Annotated in this window: 13 protein-coding genes; 11 read left to right on the top strand and 2 right to left on the bottom strand. The window is 44.0% G+C overall.

The window, feature by feature from the left end; genetic code table 11:
- Positions 1-114: 114 nt before the first annotated feature.
- On the bottom strand, positions 115-3,822 hold the full coding sequence (locus tag AC1DV1_RS30085) for an ABC transporter permease (protein WP_477368099.1): 3,708 nt from the start codon (positions 3,820-3,822) through the stop codon (positions 115-117).
- Positions 3,823-4,887: 1,065 nt separating this feature from the next.
- Here AC1DV1_RS30085 and AC1DV1_RS30080 point away from each other — a divergent pair.
- From AC1DV1_RS30080 to AC1DV1_RS30055, 6 genes are read left to right on the top strand one after another with little or no spacing between them, the layout of a single operon-like run.
- Positions 4,888-5,262 carry a hypothetical protein gene (locus AC1DV1_RS30080; protein WP_477368096.1) on the top strand — a complete coding sequence of 125 codons (375 nt, stop codon included), beginning with the start codon at positions 4,888-4,890 and terminating at the stop codon, positions 5,260-5,262.
- Positions 5,263-5,266: 4 nt separating this feature from the next.
- Positions 5,267-5,803, top strand: coding sequence for a hypothetical protein (locus tag AC1DV1_RS30075; protein WP_477368093.1), 537 nt, complete (start codon positions 5,267-5,269; stop codon positions 5,801-5,803).
- On the top strand, positions 5,788-7,221 hold the full coding sequence (locus AC1DV1_RS30070) for a GspE/PulE family protein (RefSeq protein WP_477368090.1): 1,434 nt from the start codon (positions 5,788-5,790) through the stop codon (positions 7,219-7,221). The genes AC1DV1_RS30075 and AC1DV1_RS30070 overlap by 16 nt, the downstream gene beginning before the upstream one ends.
- Before the next feature lie 8 nt (positions 7,222-7,229).
- Positions 7,230-9,164 carry a type II secretion system protein GspD gene (locus AC1DV1_RS30065; protein ID WP_477368087.1) on the top strand — a complete coding sequence of 645 codons (1,935 nt, stop codon included), beginning with the start codon at positions 7,230-7,232 and terminating at the stop codon, positions 9,162-9,164.
- Positions 9,165-9,168: 4 nt separating this feature from the next.
- Complete coding sequence (locus tag AC1DV1_RS30060; RefSeq protein ID WP_477368084.1) at positions 9,169-10,383, top strand: hypothetical protein; 1,215 nt, start codon at positions 9,169-9,171, stop codon at positions 10,381-10,383.
- A 1-nt stretch (position 10,384) separates the two neighbouring features.
- The gene (locus AC1DV1_RS30055; RefSeq protein ID WP_477368081.1) at positions 10,385-10,909 is read left to right on the top strand and encodes a hypothetical protein; all 525 of its coding nucleotides are present in this window, start codon (positions 10,385-10,387) and stop codon (positions 10,907-10,909) included.
- 277 nt (positions 10,910-11,186) lie between these two features.
- On the opposite strand, the gene AC1DV1_RS30050 is transcribed toward AC1DV1_RS30055, so the two are convergent.
- Positions 11,187-11,393, bottom strand: a complete 207-nt coding sequence (locus AC1DV1_RS30050) for a hypothetical protein (RefSeq protein WP_477368078.1) — start codon at positions 11,391-11,393, stop codon at positions 11,187-11,189.
- Here AC1DV1_RS30050 and AC1DV1_RS30045 point away from each other — a divergent pair.
- The 5 genes from AC1DV1_RS30045 to AC1DV1_RS30025 form a co-directional block, all read left to right on the top strand.
- Positions 11,393-14,308 (top strand): RHS repeat domain-containing protein, encoded by a 2,916-nt coding sequence (locus AC1DV1_RS30045; protein WP_477368075.1) that lies wholly within the window; start codon positions 11,393-11,395, stop codon positions 14,306-14,308. The two genes, AC1DV1_RS30050 and AC1DV1_RS30045, sit on opposite strands and share 1 nt — an antisense overlap.
- On the top strand, positions 14,305-14,871 hold the full coding sequence (locus AC1DV1_RS30040; RefSeq protein ID WP_477368072.1) for a hypothetical protein: 567 nt from the start codon (positions 14,305-14,307) through the stop codon (positions 14,869-14,871). The genes AC1DV1_RS30045 and AC1DV1_RS30040 overlap by 4 nt, the downstream gene beginning before the upstream one ends.
- A gap of 324 nt (positions 14,872-15,195) precedes the next feature.
- Positions 15,196-17,277 (top strand): RHS repeat domain-containing protein, encoded by a 2,082-nt coding sequence (locus AC1DV1_RS30035; RefSeq protein ID WP_477368069.1) that lies wholly within the window; start codon positions 15,196-15,198, stop codon positions 17,275-17,277.
- Positions 17,278-17,290: 13 nt separating this feature from the next.
- Positions 17,291-17,551 (top strand): hypothetical protein, encoded by a 261-nt coding sequence (locus tag AC1DV1_RS30030; protein ID WP_477368066.1) that lies wholly within the window; start codon positions 17,291-17,293, stop codon positions 17,549-17,551.
- Between the two features lie 453 nt (positions 17,552-18,004).
- A partial coding sequence (locus tag AC1DV1_RS30025; RefSeq protein ID WP_477368063.1) for a transposase occupies positions 18,005-18,266 on the top strand: 262 nt, incomplete at its 3' end.

The raw sequence follows: 18,266 nt of genomic DNA, 5'->3' as shown, positions 1-18,266 counted from the left end.
GTACAAAAAAGTAATGTATAAAAATGAAAACCGCTCCTAAATAAATTAGAAGCGGTTTTTGAAATTTGGTGAGCCCCAAAGTACAGATGTGAACGCTTTTATTGAGAATGTAATTTATTCATTTCGCAAACTCTTCACCGGGTTAGCCATACCAGCTCTAATTGTTCGGAAACTTAAGGTAAATAATCCTGTTAGCAACATCCCTGCGCCGCTTATAACAAATACCCACCAGCTAATAGCTACATGGTCGGCAAAGCTTTGCATCCATTTATTTACGGCGTACCAAGCAATCGGCGTTACTATGATAAAAGCCAGTAAAATAAGCGATATCAGTTCGGTTGATAGCAGGGTTACTATTTGAGCCACACTTGCGCCAAATACTTTGCGTATGCCAATTTCCTTTGTGCGCTGATTGGTGGTGTAAATGGCAAGGCCTAACAGGCCGAGGCAGCTAATCAATATCGAGAAGCCTGTTGCCCAGGTGAGCAGGGTTGATGTGTGTTGTTCTTCGTCGTAAAATCTGGCTATCGTGTCGTCATAAAAATGGCAGTCGAAATCATCGTCGGGGTAAACCTTCTTCCAGGCCTTTCCCATATTTGCAATAGCGGTTTTCCACTCATTGCCGCCTGCGGTTTCAGGTTTCAAACTAACATGTAGTGTTATCATACCCCATTTGCCGCCGGCCGGGATTATTGCTGACGGATATATAGGCGAATGCAATGAACGCTGGTTGTAATCGGCAACCACTCCGATAATATTTACCGCTTTGCCCCTGGGAGCAAAGCCGCCCCCCAATTGTTTCCCGACAGCATCGCGGGGGGTAATAAATCCCAATAGTTTAGCATAGGTATTGTTGATGATAACGCCTTTTAGGGTATCAGATTCCTGTATGTTTCTGCCAGCAAGTAATTTTAGCTGGTATACTTTAATAAAGTTTTCATCGCCGTGCTCAATCACCACTTCCCTTGTTTTTGTTTCCTTCTTTCCATCGTTGTAAATACCCATCGTTCTATTGTACGTGTCAGATGACGGCGGTTCATCACCTAAACTTACAAGAGCAACCTGGGGCATTAACCGAAAATCATTCATCAATATCTTATTACTGCTAACCTTGCTTACATTCCACGGCGCCCTGATAACCAGGATGGCATCCTTTTTAAACCCAAGGTCTTTGTGTAAAACATAATAAATTTGCTTACTTACTAAAATGGTAGCCATTATAAAAAATTGGGCAACAATAAACTGCGAAATTGTAAGCGATTTACGGAGCCACGCGTTTCGGGTGTTGTTGCTATCACTTTGCGCCTGGTTTTTTAGAACCAATACAGGTTTATAACCCGACAGCACAATTGCGGGGTAAAAACCCGACAAAACACTTACTACAATAGTTAAAATCAGCAGGAAGAGTACAACATCCGGCTGTAGCATATTCGCATGAATATTGGGGGATATAACGCCGGCAAACATTTTTAAAATAATTGGTGCAAGCAACACCGATATGCATACCGCAAAGAATGTTACAAGAAATGTTTCGCTTAAAAACTGAACTACTAATTGTAGCCGGCTGCTACCCAAAGTTTTGCGGATCCCAATTTCTTTTGCCCTTTGGGCGGCCTGGGCGGTAGTTAAATTCACGTAATTGATACATGCCAGCAACAACAAAAAGATAGCGATAGCCAATAAGCCGTAAAGCGATGTTTTGCTGGCTGGCGATGCGAAATCAAAAATATTGTAGTTGGGGTTGAAGTGAATGTCGTCCAATGGCTGTAGGGCCATATCCACGTTGTCTGTAACCCCCCTGACTCTTTTGCCAGGCGGATTACTTTTACTGAAAATGGTATTAATCTGTTTTATAACCCTGGTAGCCGGGGTACCCGGTGCCAGCTTAATAAAAACCTCCGATCCTGAAAAGATGTTATTCCAGGTGTTTAGCCTTAAATCGGCAGAAATACTTTTGTTAGTTGTGGCCGTACTAATGGAGACAAAGTCATGAAAGGTAAAGTCGGTGTTTTTAGCAGGTGTTTCAACTACCCCGCTAACGGTTGTTTTAAGGGTATCATAGGTAACTATTTTACCAATCATTTCATGGTATGATAACGACGGGAAGTAAAGCCTGGCTTGTTGGGATGTTAATACTACCTGGCCGACGGCATCAAGTGCGTGTTGCGATGAGCCGGCAAGCCATACATAATTAAAAATTTTAAAATATTGCTGATCGGCAAGTGTTATCCTGTCCTGGTCTTTAAACCGCTTTTGTGCAATTTTATCTTTATCGATATAAACAAAATGGGGCGACAGCGTATATAACGGCGTAATTTCTTGTATTCCTGTGGCCTGGCTTTTAATAGCTTCAGCTAAGGGGCCAGGTACGCCACTCGAATAGTTTTTATGCCCCTGAGATGATATGTTCATAACAACGCGGTAAATCCGGTCGCTGTCATTATGAAATTTATCAAAGGTAAAATCGTAGTGTACAACAAAGTAAATGACCAGGAAAGCGCTTATGCCGATGGATAAACCGATAATATTTATCAGTGTAAACAGCTTGTGTCTCCAAAATTCGCGGAATGCAATTTTAAAATAGTTTTTTATCATGATGTTGCGGGTCAATTTCTGATGAAACCACTTCGGCGTGATTTCCTGGTTCGAAATTACGGACGCAAACTGCAGATGATGTTCCAGGTTATAAGATGGGATTCCTTTTTTTTGATCGCTTTTATATTCCGCCGGGCTTTTGCCTGTCAGCTGCTTAAATATCCGGTGAAAGGTAGTTCTGGAATTAAAGCCGGCATCATACGCAATGCCCAGTAGGGTGATATGATCATAAGCGGGGTCCTGCATTTTTCGGATCACCTCGGCAACGCGATATTCACTGATGAAATCATTAAAGCTTTTTTTGAGCGCGGTATTGATTATCCGGGATAATTCATGCGGGCTTAAATCAAGCTTTTCGGCCAGTAAACTTAAACTCAGTTCCGGGTCCTGGTAATAAAGGTTGGTTTGTACAGCCCTCTTTAGCCAGGTTCCCTTTTGCTTCATTGCCGCAGGAAGCGGTGGTTTTAAAAATGAAGGGGACTGCGCCCGAAGGCCTGGCTCTGCTCTTAAATGGGCTGCGGCGGCCATCCAGATGATTATCGCGACTAAAAGTAGGTAAAGGGGGCAATAGGCATGCACACCCAATTGATGATGGTAATACAAATAATCTGCAGCGGCAAAGGGGATCCAGAACAGCCACAACAAGCCGAAACCTATAAGCAAGTTATGCAGCCAGCGCAACTCGTTCCGATACCGGTCGCCCCCATTAAATTTTAACCGCCGGTAAAAGCTTTCTATTTGCCTGTGAGCCAGGCACAGGTAAATTGTGACCGAAACAAAGGCCAGCAGTTGCAATACCGGGTTCAGTTGCCGAAAGGCAGGCGTATCATAAGTAGCTGCACCGGTATTTATACTATCCCTAACTTGCAAAGCCTGGGCACCCAATTCCAGCAGCAACGGACTAAAATGCAGCAGATCGTTAAACCGGAATTTATATTCAGGCCGGGTTATTTTAAGCACGTAAAAGAAGATAAGAGGGCCAAGGGCAAGCGAAAATTGCAGCGGTAGCCGGCTCCAATTAGTAATGTAAGCCGACAGCCCGATGTCGATGCCCAATATCTGCGCCATCCACAAAACAATCGTAACCATTGCAAGGGCCAAAAAACGGTTTGCTGTTTGGTTTATCCTTTTGGTGAACCATAAAAGCAGGATAAAAGTGAGCCCGATAAATATCGAAGCAAAGAAAGCCAGGTCGTAGGTATTAATATGGAAGGTATATGTATCCATTTGAAATGTTAAAACGCAAGCGCTGTTACAAACTTATAAGTTATTGAAATATAAAAAATTATATGGAATAAATAGGTACACTATGCGCAAACTACATATTGAGCCGTTCGGTTTTCGTTTGTGTAGCTGTTTAATAAAAAAAGCGATGCTGATCCCGCTGTACTATTGGAATGATCTTACGGGGCGAACCCAAAAAGTACTTTGTATTAACGGGAAGAGCTGGTTTAAAAATGAATCAAAAAATAAAAACCGCCTCTATTGTTGATAGAAACGGTTTTCGAAATTTCGTGACCGACGGCTCAGTGTTTTCGAGGTCTTTTATGGAGGATTTGAGGATATTGGCTTCGATAAATATTCAATTATGAAAGGTTCGAAGTTAACCTTGTGATTGAAATAATTATTAATCCGACGAGAACTATAGAATTGGTTGCAATATTGAATAATAGTGGGATATGCCAGGCTGAAACCTAAAAATCGAGCAAGTATAACCTGCAAGTTTTGGGCTGTTGGCCAGGAAATTGGTTAACAAATATTCCGACTTAAAGGTAGATTTGGGGTTTTTGGTTTTTCTTTGGAGGACGCTGTTGTTTAATAATACGGTAAATAATTTACTATCCAAACCTGAAAAGCCTTCCCAATCAATAGCCAGGTACAGAATATTTTCGATTCCTTTAAAGTGACATTCCTGAACCCCATTAAAGCCGAAGTGGTGTTGCTGCCTAATATTTCGTTGAAGGAGCAGGCTTTGGTTTCTGATATATACTAGTGTCGTGTCAACGATAAATTGACGGATCGTCTTTAGCCAAAGCCTAAAGTCCTAAGTCGAAACAGAAAAAATTCAACTTTAGACTTACGACTTAATACTGTTGACTTAACACTAGGCATGTTTATTTCTTTTTTTCGTGATTTAATGCAAGAATTCTATAATTAACGAAATTTTATTAACTTTCACTCCAAATTAAAATTATTGCCCTGAAGCCTGAGCCGTATATTCGCTATTTTATGTTTTTTGTCAAGAAATACCTCAAACCAAACCCCGAACGTGCGTTAAAAGCGCTGTCACTCATGGAAATACTGGTTGTACTGATCATCATCGGTATTTTAGTGTTATTGGCTCTGCCCAACCTGTTGCCCGTAATTACCCGCGCAAAAACCACCGAAGCTAAACTGCAGCTTGAACACGTATCTATGTTGGAGAAAACCTATTTCTACGAACATTCCAAATATACCAATGACCTTAACGAATTGGGCTTTATCCAGGAAAAGCTAAGCACCGAAAGCAAGGATGCCAGGGCGAACTATAAGATAGAGATCACCAATGCTTCCAATACCGGTTTTACCGCCAGGGCAACCTCGGTAGTTGATTTTAACCAGGACGGGAATTTTAACGTTTGGGAGATGAACCAGGACAAGGTATTAAAAGAAGTAACCCCGGATTAAAGTGTTGCTGGCCATCCGTTTTGTTTTGTTATTGTCGCTGCTCGTTATTCTCCTGCAGGACTTTTGGTTTCGGGCTGTGCACTGGGCGCTGTTTCCGTTGCTGACTATCGGCCTGTTAAGTCTGAAACTGCTCGAAGGCAACGATGCTTCCTTAGCCGGCGAACAGATTGCGGTTAACTTAAGCTTCCTGGTGATGGTGCTGGCTGTATTAACCGGCTATCTTTTCATCAGCAGGAGGCGGTTCATCAACATTACTACAGGGTTAATGGGCTGGGCCGATATTTTATTTTTGGTAGCTATCGGGTTTTATTTGTCGGTACTTAATTATGTGTTTTTTTATATCGTCAGTATGCCATTAGTATTAATATTATGGCTATTTTATCAGCTTATAACCGGCAATAAAGGCAAACATATTCCACTGGCCGGGTTACAGTCCTTATTATTTATTGTATTTTTAGCTGGCGACTGGTGGTATTTTCATATCCGTGTTACCGATGATTACTGGTTGTTCCGTTACCTTACACCATGGATACAGCAATAAAGATCACATTACTAACTGAGCATATCCATATCCTTTCTAAGGACATGGCCTGGCATTACCGTGTGCTGCCCAAAGGGCGGGTTAATGGGCAACTTGCTTTGTATTGTGAAGAAAATACTGATACCGGCAGCCTTGCTGCCGAGCTGGAAATAATGCTGGGCCTTGATATCCTCCTTGAACCCATACCTGCATCAGAAATTGCCCGGTTGTTGGCTACCTATTATATTAAAGATAATACCACTACAGGAGCACAGCAGGCCAATGTACGCCATGACGAGGACAGCTTTTTGATGAACCTGATTGGCGAAGCCAAAAATCTGAAAAGCAGCGATATTCATATTGAACGGTACGAGAACAAGTGCAGGGTAAGGATCCGCATTGACGGGAACATGGTGGAGCGTTACCTGCTGAAGGAGGATGATTACCCGGCACTGATTAACAAAGTAAAAATCATGGGTAATCTGGATATTGCCGAAAAACGACTGCCCCAGGATGGCAGGATCAATTTCAGTCACCAGGGGCACCAGTTTGACATCCGGGCGTCTATCCTGCCTACGCTTTACGGCGAAAAGGTGGTACTAAGGTTGTTGAACAACGATGCTACAGATATAGATTTGAACAGCCTCGGATTTTCGGCGTTTGATTTGGATAATTACCTCCAGGGGGCAAAAAGGCCAAATGGTATCCTGCTGATTAGCGGACCTACCGGCTCTGGTAAAACCACCACGCTGTATGCCACATTAAAGCTGCTTAACAAGGAAACCCGTAATATTCTTACCATTGAAGACCCGGTAGAATATACGTTGGAAGGCGTAAACCAGGTGCAGCTTAAGGAGGCTATCGGCCTTACTTTTGCCGCGGCGCTCCGCACTTTTTTGCGGCAGGATCCGGATGTAATTATGGTTGGCGAGATCCGCGATACCGAGACAGCCAACATGGCTATCAGGGCCGCGCTTACCGGTCACCTTGTATTGTCAACCATCCACACCAATTCTGCCTGGGGAACGGTTTCCAGGTTGATAGATATGGGCATCCCGTCATATATGGTTGCCAACACGCTGAATACAACTGTAGCCCAGCGGTTGATTCGCCTGCTTTGCCCGCATTGTAAAGTGCAAAAGGATTTTGACAAAACATTATATCCACGGCAGTTTAAGCCTTACCGCGAGGTTTCGGCCCATTATACACCCCGTGGGTGTGAAAAATGCTATTACACCGGTTACAAAGGGAGAAAAGCCGTTTACGAAGTGATACCTGTAGACCTTGACCTGGCCAACGAAATAAAAAATGGCAATATGCAGGTACAGGCACTATTAGAAGAACGGGGCATTAAAACCCTTGCCGAAAATGCTTTCGGCCTGTTTGCCGATGGGCAGACATCTATTGACGAGATATACCCGCTGTTATTTAATTATTAAAGTATTATATGCTAAAAAAAATTACCTGCCTTATCATTTGTTTTTACTTGTTTGCCGCAGCTATAACAGCCAGCGCCCAGCAGCAGGACAGGCTACAGCTTATTAAACAAAAACTGGATGAGCTTGCAACGGATGTTCCCGGGCTTAACCAAAAAGTGCAGTTGCTGGTTACCGGTGTATCCATTCATGAATACCTGAATGCCATTGCGCGCTCCAATAATTTGAGTATAAGCTCCGATCCGGGCCTTAATTTCAGTATCTCGGATACCTTCACCGGTGTTTCGGCGTCCAATATATTGTTATTACTTGCCCAAAAGTATAACCTGGATATTACAGTTGTGGGCTCCATCATTAATATCACGCCTTATCGCGATCCCAACCAGTTTTTAAAGCCCCCGCCTAAGGAGCTGGGTATAAAATATAATGCGGCAAACAACACACTCTCGCTATCATTAACAAACGACAGTTTGGCGGCAGCAGCAAAAAGAATAACGCAGCTATCCGGCAAAAACATTGTGGTGCCCGGCTCACTACAAGGCAAAACGGTTACCTCTTATATCGCCGATGCGCCTTTCGAGACAGCCCTGGGTAAGCTGGCCTATGCCAATGAAATAAAAATGGTACATACGGCAGATGATTTTTACCTTTTTCAGCCGTTAGACGAAAACGAGGAAGTTTATGTTAACGGCGATAGGAATACCGGCGTAAGGAAATCATTCCGCAACACCGCCCAGCCAGGAGCTGCCGGTGCCAGCGGGTTATTTGTAAGGCAGGTTAACGGCCAAAAGCTGATTTCGGTAGATGCCGTTAACAGTCCCATTATTGATCTGGTTAAACGTGCTTCGCAGGAAACCGGAAAAAACTATTCCATTTACTCTGATATTAAAGGTTCTATAACCCTCCATGTAAACGATGTTAGCTACGATGACCTGCTAACCTTATTGTTTAAAAGTACCGAATATACCTTTCATGCCGAAAAAGGTATTTATGTAATAGGCGACCGAAAGCTGGAAGGTTTGCGTACCTTCAGGGCAATTCACCTGCAAAACAGGGCAATTGACACCATTGTAACCATGATCCCCTCAGAATGGAAGCGCGGTATAGAGATTAAAGAATTCCGTGAGCAAAACACCCTTTTGCTTTCCGGATCAGGAGCACAGATAGATGAAGTGGAAGGCTTTATTAAACAGATGGACGTGCTTGTTCCGGTTGTGCTGATAGAAGTTACGATGATTGACGTGCACAAAACCCGGAGCGTTTCAACCGGTATTTCTGCCGGTGTTTCAGACAGCGTAAAAACTGGCGGTACGGTATTACCCGGAATAGATTATACTTTTGGCGCCAAAGGCGTTAACGACTTTTTAAACAGTGTGGGCAAAGCCACCTCGCTTAACCTTGGTCATGTGGTTCCTAATTTTTACGTAAGGCTGCAGGCGCTGGAAAATAACAACAACATAGACGTGCGCTCGGTGCCCAAATTAACGGCGCTTAACGGCCACTCGGCCACGCTGAGCATTGGCAGCAAACGTTATTATAAAAACACCACACAGAATGTTATTCCTTCCATTCAAAGCGCGCAATCCATATTTACCAATGTGTACCAGGAAGTAAATGCCGATTTGTCTATCGCTATAAAACCCATCGTGTCCGGTGACGACCAGGTTACGCTTGGTATTAAAATAAACATATCCGATTTTACATCCATTCCAACCGATGGCTCGCCGCCGCCGCAAGCTATCAGCAAATTTGAAACCAGCCTGCGGGTACACAGCGAGGATACCATTGTTTTGGGCGGCCTGGAGCGTACAGAAACCGACGACAGCGGCTCGGGGATCCCCCTGCTTTCCAGGATCCCCATCTTAAAATGGATATTCAGCAGCCGCACCCGTAGCAAGTCGAAAGTGGTTACTGTACTGTTTATTAAATCCACCATTATCAGGTAGTATTATGGGTATATTATCGCCATATTACCATATTAACCAGGCAGGCGGTATCACTGTAGATATTGCGCAGGATGGCTCTTATACCATAAACTGCTGCCAGGTTAGTACCGATCACAAGCAACTCACCATCGAAAAAAAGTTCGGGGTAAAAGATGATGCAGAAGAGCTTGCCAAACAACTTGGCACCAAAATACCCATCGCTTTAAATTTATCGGGCAAAGGCATCTTAACCAAACAAGTAACAGCAGCATCCGGCGATGAGCAGCAGGATATGGCCAAAATAATCCCTAACCTGAATGTAGATGATTTTTACCTGCAGCAATTTGCATCCAACGATCAGTTGTTTGTATCCCTGGTAAGGAAAACCCTGGCCGACCATTGGATAAATATATTGGAGCAGCAGGGCTTTACCATACTGATGCTGAGCCTTGGCCCATTCGCCGCATCCCACATGTTAAACCAGCTTAATGTTTACGAAAGTGATGTAGTGTTTAATGGCATTCAAATAAGCCGGGATACCGACCTGCATTGGACGGCTGTGCAATTCAGCCCTACATTTGTTGCTCCCTTCACCCTTAAAATAGGGGCAGAGCCCATCGACCAGCAATTGATTATGCCCTATGCGGCGGCTTTTCAACTGGTGCTTGCCGATAAATTGGAGCCGGTTAAGGCGATGGTTGATGCCACGGATGCCCGGTACCTGCAAATTATAGGGACAAAAAAACTTAAGGTAACGGGTGCTTTAATATTGGGTGCTTTCTTTATCCTTTTACTCCTCAATTTTGTAACCCTTTCCTGGCTCAATTCAGAAAATAGCCGCCTCGACGGCCAGGCCAGCCTATCGGCAAACAGCAACAGCGATATGCAGGCGCTTACGGCGCAGATAAAAACAAAAGAAGCGCTGCTGAAAGATATGGGCTGGGATGGAGGTTTTAACAAAGCCAGGCTTATCGATCAGCTTGCGGCATTGCTGCCGGGCGAGGTAACCCTGAAGGAAATAGCGATAAACCCTCCCGATATCAACAACAAGGATTCGCGGGGGCAGCATTTTTTAGACCGACAGATAAAGCTTTCAGGGAATTCGCAACAGGTTATTGCCGTAAATGAATGGATAGCGCGCATTAAAACGTTAAAATGGGTAAAAGGTGCCGGGCTTGATAACTTCGAGTTTGATAACGACCAGAACATGGGGAAGTTTAACATTATCATCAACTATTAGCATGCTGAAAAACCTGAACATCAAAAAGGAATACCTGCTTATAGCCGGATCGGTACTGCTTTTACTGGTATGCTACCGTTTTTCATTCAGCCACACCGTAGATGCCTGGAAACTCCGGCGCCAACTACAGCAAAAAATAGCCCAGGCCGGCGACCTTACCTACCAGCCAGACTACCTGGAGCGGAAAGATAATAACCTAAACCACATTATCGCCCGCTTTAAAATAGATACGGCCACCATGCGCAGCAATATGATTACCACCATTGCCCTACAGGCCGAAAAACTAAACGTGAAACTATCACGAGTGCCGGTGCAACCCAGCTCCAACCCCGACGATAAATACATCATCCAGCGGCTGGATTTTGAAGGCGATTTTTTTTCGCTTTGCAAATTATTGCAGCAACTACAAGCTACAGATGGCACGGGTTTGATACGCGCGGTTGATTTTGTATCGGGTAAGGTGGTTGGCGGCAATACGGAAACCAAGGTGCTTGGTATGCGGGTGTTTGTTGTGGCTATTAGGTGATGGAATAATGAAAACCGTTTGCAGATTGTTTTGCTAACCCCTTCTTTTAATACCTGCTTTTAAAAGTTTTCAACGCTTAAATAAGATTTTTTTTAAAAAAAATCTCCACATATCTTAATTGCTGAAATATTAATATATTTGGTTGACCTTAAACCAAATATACCTATTTATCGCAATTTTACTGCCGATAATTATTTTATGCAGTTTTGCCACGTTTACTGATTTATCCGGGAAATGGTATGGCAAGTTAACTACGGCCGACAACACCCCTTATCCTTTAACTTACAACTTTACCATGCTCGGCGACTCGGTGGCTGGGACCGCTAAAAGTACGCTCGGGGAGTTTCCCATCGAGGAAAGCCGGCAGGATACCACCGGGCTTCATTTTAAAGTTACGGTAAACGGCCTGGATATTTTCCATACCGCGAAGCTTTACCAGGATTCGATAGGTATGGACATTAGCCTGAATGGCTCTGTTGTTCATTGTACGCTTGGCTGCCCGCCAGCGGCTGTTTTGGTACTGCCGAAGAGTATAAAGACAAGGAAGGCCATTTACTATTAAAACGCACCTACAATATCAAGGGAAGTACTGCCGAAATGTTGAGCACGTATTACGTGTACGACGACCTGGGCCACCTGGCTTTTGTGCTGCCCCCAGGCGCAAGTCCCGATGCCAATGCGGCAATCTCTCAAAGCACGATAGATACAAGGTGTTACCAGTACCGTTATGATACCCGTGGCAGACTGTTCCAGAAAAAAGTACCGGGCCGGGGCTGGGAGTTTATGATCTATAACACGCTCGATCAGGTAGTGGGTATCCAGGACTCAGTACAGCGGATGAAAGCGCCGCAGGAATGGACGGTAAGCAAATACGATAATATGGGCAGGCCGGTAATTATGGGAATATTGCAGTATGGGGCCACAGCAGGAGTTGATAACCATGTAACGGTGCAGGGCCTTGCCGATGCGGTAAGCACTTTGTGGGAAACCACCACCACAACAGGCAACGGCTATACGGCCAATGCCTGGCCTGCCACGTTGAATACCACGCTGAACGTAAGCTACTATGACGTGTATACCAATATCCCTGGTTTACCGGCAAATTACTTCAATGCCGCCTATACCCCGCTAACCATGGGGATGCAAACGGCCACCAAAAACCTTGTACTGAACACCACCGGCGATTACCTGTGGACGGTTCCTTATTATGACAAGGAGGGTAAAGTGGTGCGCACATACAGCCAGCATTACCTGGGCGGCTCGTCGGGCTTAAGCCCGTATAACTATGATGATGTATCTATCGGGTATAATTTTGTAAAACAGGTTACCTCCAATTACCGGGTGCATTATATCAGCAACGCTGCCAAAACGGCCCGGATCCAGAAGCTGCTATCGTCAGAAAGTTATTCATACGATCATATGGGCAGGCGCAGATCGAACGCCAGCCAGTTGCAGGACAGCATCAACACCATCCAGGGGGCTGTACGGGTATCGCTGGCCAGCTATAATGAAACCGGACAGCTGATTAAAAAAGGGCTGCATTCCATTAACGGCACATCGAACTTTTTACAGAACCTGGATTATAGGTATAACCCAAGGGGCTGGCTTAGTTATATCAATAACCCTACCCTGAGTGCTGATGGCGGTACTACCAACACCGATCTGAACGACCAGTTTGGTATGGAACTGAAGTATGATAATGCCACCTCATCGCGGCCGCAATACAACGGCAACATAGCCACCACTACGGTAAAAACGGGCAGTGTATCGGGCACCGCGTTCAGCGCCTTTACTTATGATTACCGGTACGATAAGCTGAACCGGCTGAACGATGCGGTATCTACTACAGCTACCACCAAAGATGGCTTTCACAGCGAATATGCCACCTATGATAATATGGGCAATATCACCAACCTGGGCAGGTATGATAAGATTGGTCCAAACCGTACCGCGATTGATACGTTGACTTACACGTATATCGGCAACCGGGTAGACCGAATTGACGATGCATCTGCCTATGCAGGTACTTTCGGGTTTACCAACGGTGTAAGCCAGGCGGGAGAGTATACTTACGACGGCAACGGCAACCAACTGAAAGATTTAAACAAAGGGTTGACGGGTTTCACGTACAACCTGCTGAATCTGCCGCAAACCGTTACCAGATCGAACTGGAATACCACGGTTTACGTTTATGATGCAACAGGCCGGAAATTGCGAAAATTGTTTACGGCGGGTACTACCACCTACATTACGGAATATATTAACGGCATCCAGTACGATTATTCGGGCAGTACGCCAGTTATCGCTTTTATTCAAACAGAAGAAGGCAGGGCACGAAAGGCAGGCGCCTATGTTTATGAATATGACCTGAAAGACCACCTGGGCAATACACGGATCACCACTACCTGGGACCCGGCGGATGCTACCCAGCTGACACCCAAAAACGCACAGCATACCGATTATTATGCGTTTGGATATACCATACAAAGTTTAATGGGAACGATACCTTTTCCTAAAAACGAGTACCTTTATAATGGAAAGGAATTGCAGGAGGAAACGGGATTGTATGATTACGGCGCACGGTTCTATGACCCGGTGATTGGGAGGTGGAATGCGGTGGATCCGATGACGATGTTATATCCATCATACACACCATACGCTTATTCTCATGATAATCCAGCTGTTTTCAATGACCCTAACGGAATGGATGTATTGAATGGCTTTAAGGATGAATGGGAAGCAAAAAAGAGTGCCGAAACAAATTTGGCTAATGTTACCAAATTGGGAGATAAAAAAGCTATAAAAGATGCTACTAAATCACTAAAACAGGCTAATAAACAATTTGAAAAGGTAAACGAAAAGTTCCAAGCAACAGAAAATTTAATTGCCGCTGTAAAACAGTATGATCAGCCGTTATTTGGACAAATGGACAATTTAAAAGATGCAGGGGGGACCTCAGTAGATGTTGTTGTAAGGGCGGTTGATGCTGATATGTTCTCAAATATGGAAGATAATTCATCTACGGATAAATTACTTGGCTTGGGACGCCAAGGAGAAGGTATAGCTTTAGCAGAAGGGCAGCGTAATGACCAGGGCAGTTTAATATTTAAAAACGGTCCATCAGGAACATATATGCCCGTGAGGAGTGCTGGTATGCTAGGTTTCCCAGGCGATGGAGATAATAAGGCTTCCGTATATTTGAGGATTGGACAAGATGCCGAATGGTTAGCACACGAATTCGGTCATTTACTATATACCGTTGGAAATATGCTGCAATATTATAAATTTTTACTTAACCACCCTACAACTGATGGTCATGGTGCAGGAGATCCGAGCGGAAAAAGTGCAGAGAAAGCTCAATCAGATTATAGAAAATTAAAATCAAGTAGTAAACAATGAAAACTAAATTAATATTATTGCTCCTCTTTTTTTCAAGAAACGTTTTTTCTCAAGTTGCAAATGTTAAGTTGAGTCAAACATTTGTTATTCATGTTTTTATGGATAGAAACGAAGGTATACTTGATGTTGACTCGTTTATTAAAAATACAGATAAGGTTAAGACAATAGACAATATTGGATTTAATAAATTAGTTTTTTTATCGTTCAGTGTAGACGATTTATATCCTGAGAATGATTCTTTAGATGTTGATAATAAAAAACTATTTTCATGTAACTATATAATAGCATACAACAAAATACAAAACAGGATTTATCATCTTAAAGGATTTAAAACCAACGACTTTAAAGAGTTTTATATTTACGAAGTAGCTAATTCGCTCAAAAAGAAAGGCAGTGGCATTGCTAAGTTAGATGATTATAAAGCATTTCTTTCTGAATTTAAAGTCCCTGGGTTAAATCTTGGCTGTTTATATGAGTCTGTTATTTTAAAAGGCAAAGGCGGTAAATCAGGTTGCTTAATTTCATGTTTCCAAAGAGATAAAACTGCTCTTGTAGCCAGATAATTTGAATCCTTTCTCCTGCAATCACGAGGGCTTTTTGCCCCCCAGTTGCCGCTGAGCCTCCAGCCTTGTGGTCCGCTGATAGGTAAACGCCATACTAAGTAATAAATATGCAACACTCGGATGTTTAATTTCATCCGGGTGTTTTTTTGTATACCCGCAGCTCGCGTAAAGGATAGAAACGGGTACCGGCCTGTGGCTAATGCCTGTGTAGTATGAGTGTATAGCCTGGCGCCGCTTCTACCAGCGGCGTACGCCATGATTTGAGCCAAAAGTTAAAATTCAAAAGTCAAAAAAACACTGCATTATCTTGGCGGCTCGTCCTCGTTGAGCCCATATAACTATGATGACGTATCCATTGGTTATAATTTTGTAAAACAGGTAACCTCCAACTACCGGGTACATTATATCAGCAACGTAGCCAAAACAGCCCGGATCCAGAAGCTACTATCGTCTGAAAGTTATTCGTACGATCATATGGGCAGGCGCAGATCGAACGCCAGCCAGCTGCAGGACAGCACCAATACCATCCAGGGCGCTGTGCGGGTATCACTGGCCAGTTATAATGAAACCGGGCAGCTGATTAAAAAAGGACTACACTCCATTAACGGTACCTCCAACTTTTTGCAGAACCTGGATTATAGGTATAATCCGAGGGGCTGGCTTAGCTTTATCAATAACCCAACGTTAAGCGCCGACGGCGAAACCACCAATACCGACCTTAACGACCAGTTTGGTATGGAGCTGAAGTATGATAATGCCACCTCATCGCGACCGCAGTACAACGGCAACATAGCCACAACTACGGTAAAAACGGGCAGCGTATCAGGTACATCGTTCAGCGCATTTACCTATGATTACCGGTACGATAAGCTGAACCGGCTGAACGACGCGGTATCAACCACTGCTACCAGTAAAGATGGTTTTCATAGCGAGTATGCCACCTATGATAATATGGGCAATATCACCAACCTGGGCAGGTATGATAAAATAGGCACCACCCGTACAGCGATAGATACCCTGACGTATACGTATATCGGTAACCGGGTAGACAGGATTGACGATGCATCTGCCTATGCAGGTACCTATGGGTTTACCAACGGGGTAAGCCAAACGGGGGAATATACTTATGACGGCAACGGCAACCAGTTGAAAGATTTGAATAAAGGCTTGACCGGTTTTACGTATAATATGCTGAACCTGCCGCAAACGATAACCCGATCGAACGGGAATACCACGGTGTATGTTTATGATGCAGCAGGCCGGAAGCTAAGAAAACTGTTTACTGCGGGGGCAACCACGACAACGGATGAATATATCAATGGCATCCAGTACGAATACACCGGCAGCGCGCCGGTTATCGCGTTCATCCAGACAGAAGAGGGCCGGGCACGGAAAAGCGGGACAGCCTACGTTTACGAATATGACCTGAAAGACCACCTGGGCAATACCCGGTTAACGACCACCTGGGACCCGGCAGATGCTACCCAGCTGACACCCAAAAATGTGCAGCATACCGATTATTATGCATTTGGGTATACCATACAAAGTTTACAGGGTACTATATCATCTCCTAAAAATGAGTACCTTTATAATGGAAAGGAATTACAGGAGGAGACAGGATTGTATGATTACGGCGCAAGGTTCTATGATCCGGTGATTGGGAGGTGGACGAGTGTGGATCCGTTGGCGGAAAAGTCGAGGAGGTGGACGCCTTATAATTATGTAATGGATAATCCTCTCAGGTTTATCGATCCTGATGGAATGGAGCCTTGTTGCGGCACCTTCCCAGTAGGTGAAGATCCTGACGACAGTCCATCCGCGCAAAAAGGATTGCTTAGACCGCCTACAAGCGGTGACAAGTTGACCCATCCGGTTTATTCGACAATAAGAAGCATTGCGTTCAGCATTGTTAGCGGAGTGGGCCTTAACGCTGTGGATGATAATATAGCCGACATGAGTTCAAAGGGATCTGGATCCGGCAAGACAGAACTTGGGGCGAACGTCCTGAATGCAGCGATGATATTGTCTTCTCTTGCAGATGGAGGTGGAGGCGGAGGAAAACCCACAATAGAGCCATTGGGAGAAATAATACCAGATAATGCTATCGTGGTTCGAGGAGGAATGAATACGCCTGAAAGTTTGGCTAAAATTAGTACTGAGACTCATCCAAGCGGGGTAGTGGGAGTTTCAACACATACTGGAGAAGCACCCGTCGAACATTTGGCAGAAGGATTGCCAAATGGCAAAGTTGGAGTTACAACGGTCCGTGATGTGCGCGCGGCAGGGGGCGACGTAATACGTACACAAGGCCAAAGCATCTGGCATGCTACCTTGACCAAGTTGCCGCCTGAGATTGCTAGTAGGCTATTAAATCCAGTTTTTAAAAACCCAGCTTTAAAAAAATAATAATATAAAAAACATGATTTCCGAAGACGAATTAAATCAAATTGAGTTCCGGTGTTCAAAAACTCAAAAAGGCCCATGGAAAGCTTACATAGAAGGTAGAGATCACGAAGCTGGGTCGGATTTTATCATGACAGGTTCGGAGGAAGATCGTGGTCAAGATATTGAGTTATTGGGCGCGACTGAAGCAGATTACGATTTCATAGCTAACGCAAAACAGGATATTCCTTATTTAATTGAGGAAATCCGAAAGCTGAAAAATCAGATGGGTCTGTAAAATAAACTGTGTCGCTCAGCTACCGCGAGGGCTTGTTGAACGCTACCGCAGGCCTCCAGGCCTGTGGTACTCATGCAAGGCAGGGTGCTTGTTGGATAATATAAAGCTGTAGAATAAACAGAGCCTGGCGGAGATGCCGGGCTTTGTTGTTTAATGGGCGTAAGCTTTTCTTGCTTTAGCATCCCTAAGAAAAGTGTCAATGATATTAAATAGCACTGATTTGGTGTTACCGTCCAGCGTTTCGATATCTTCCAGGCGCTTAACAGTTTCGTTGTTATAGGATGCATGTTTGCCCCAAGCTGGCGCACGCGTGTCGCGTGTGCCCCGCTGATAGGTATGCGCTATGCAAAGCCAATTTCAAATCCCGGATGTTTAAGAGCATCTGGGATCTTTTTCATTTGTTTATTAATGTTATCTAATCATTGTAGCTTTATAAAGCTAAACCAATCACCAATGAGCAGAAAATATAAATTTTTAAATAAAGAGGGGTTATACTTTGTAAGCTTTGCCACAGTTAACTGGATAGATGTTTTTACAAGGCCGGTTTATAACGAGGTAATAACAGAAAGTTTAACATATTGCAAAAATAACCTCGGCATGGAATTATATTGCTGGTGTATAATGCCCAGCCATATACATTTAATTTACAGGGCAAGGGATAATAACCCGGAAGTAATATTAGGCAGGTTTAAAGAATTTACAGCGAAAAAATTGG

Source organism: Mucilaginibacter sp. P4_D1 (genome assembly GCF_056401935.1).
This window is presented reverse-complemented; position numbering and strand designations above follow the sequence as displayed.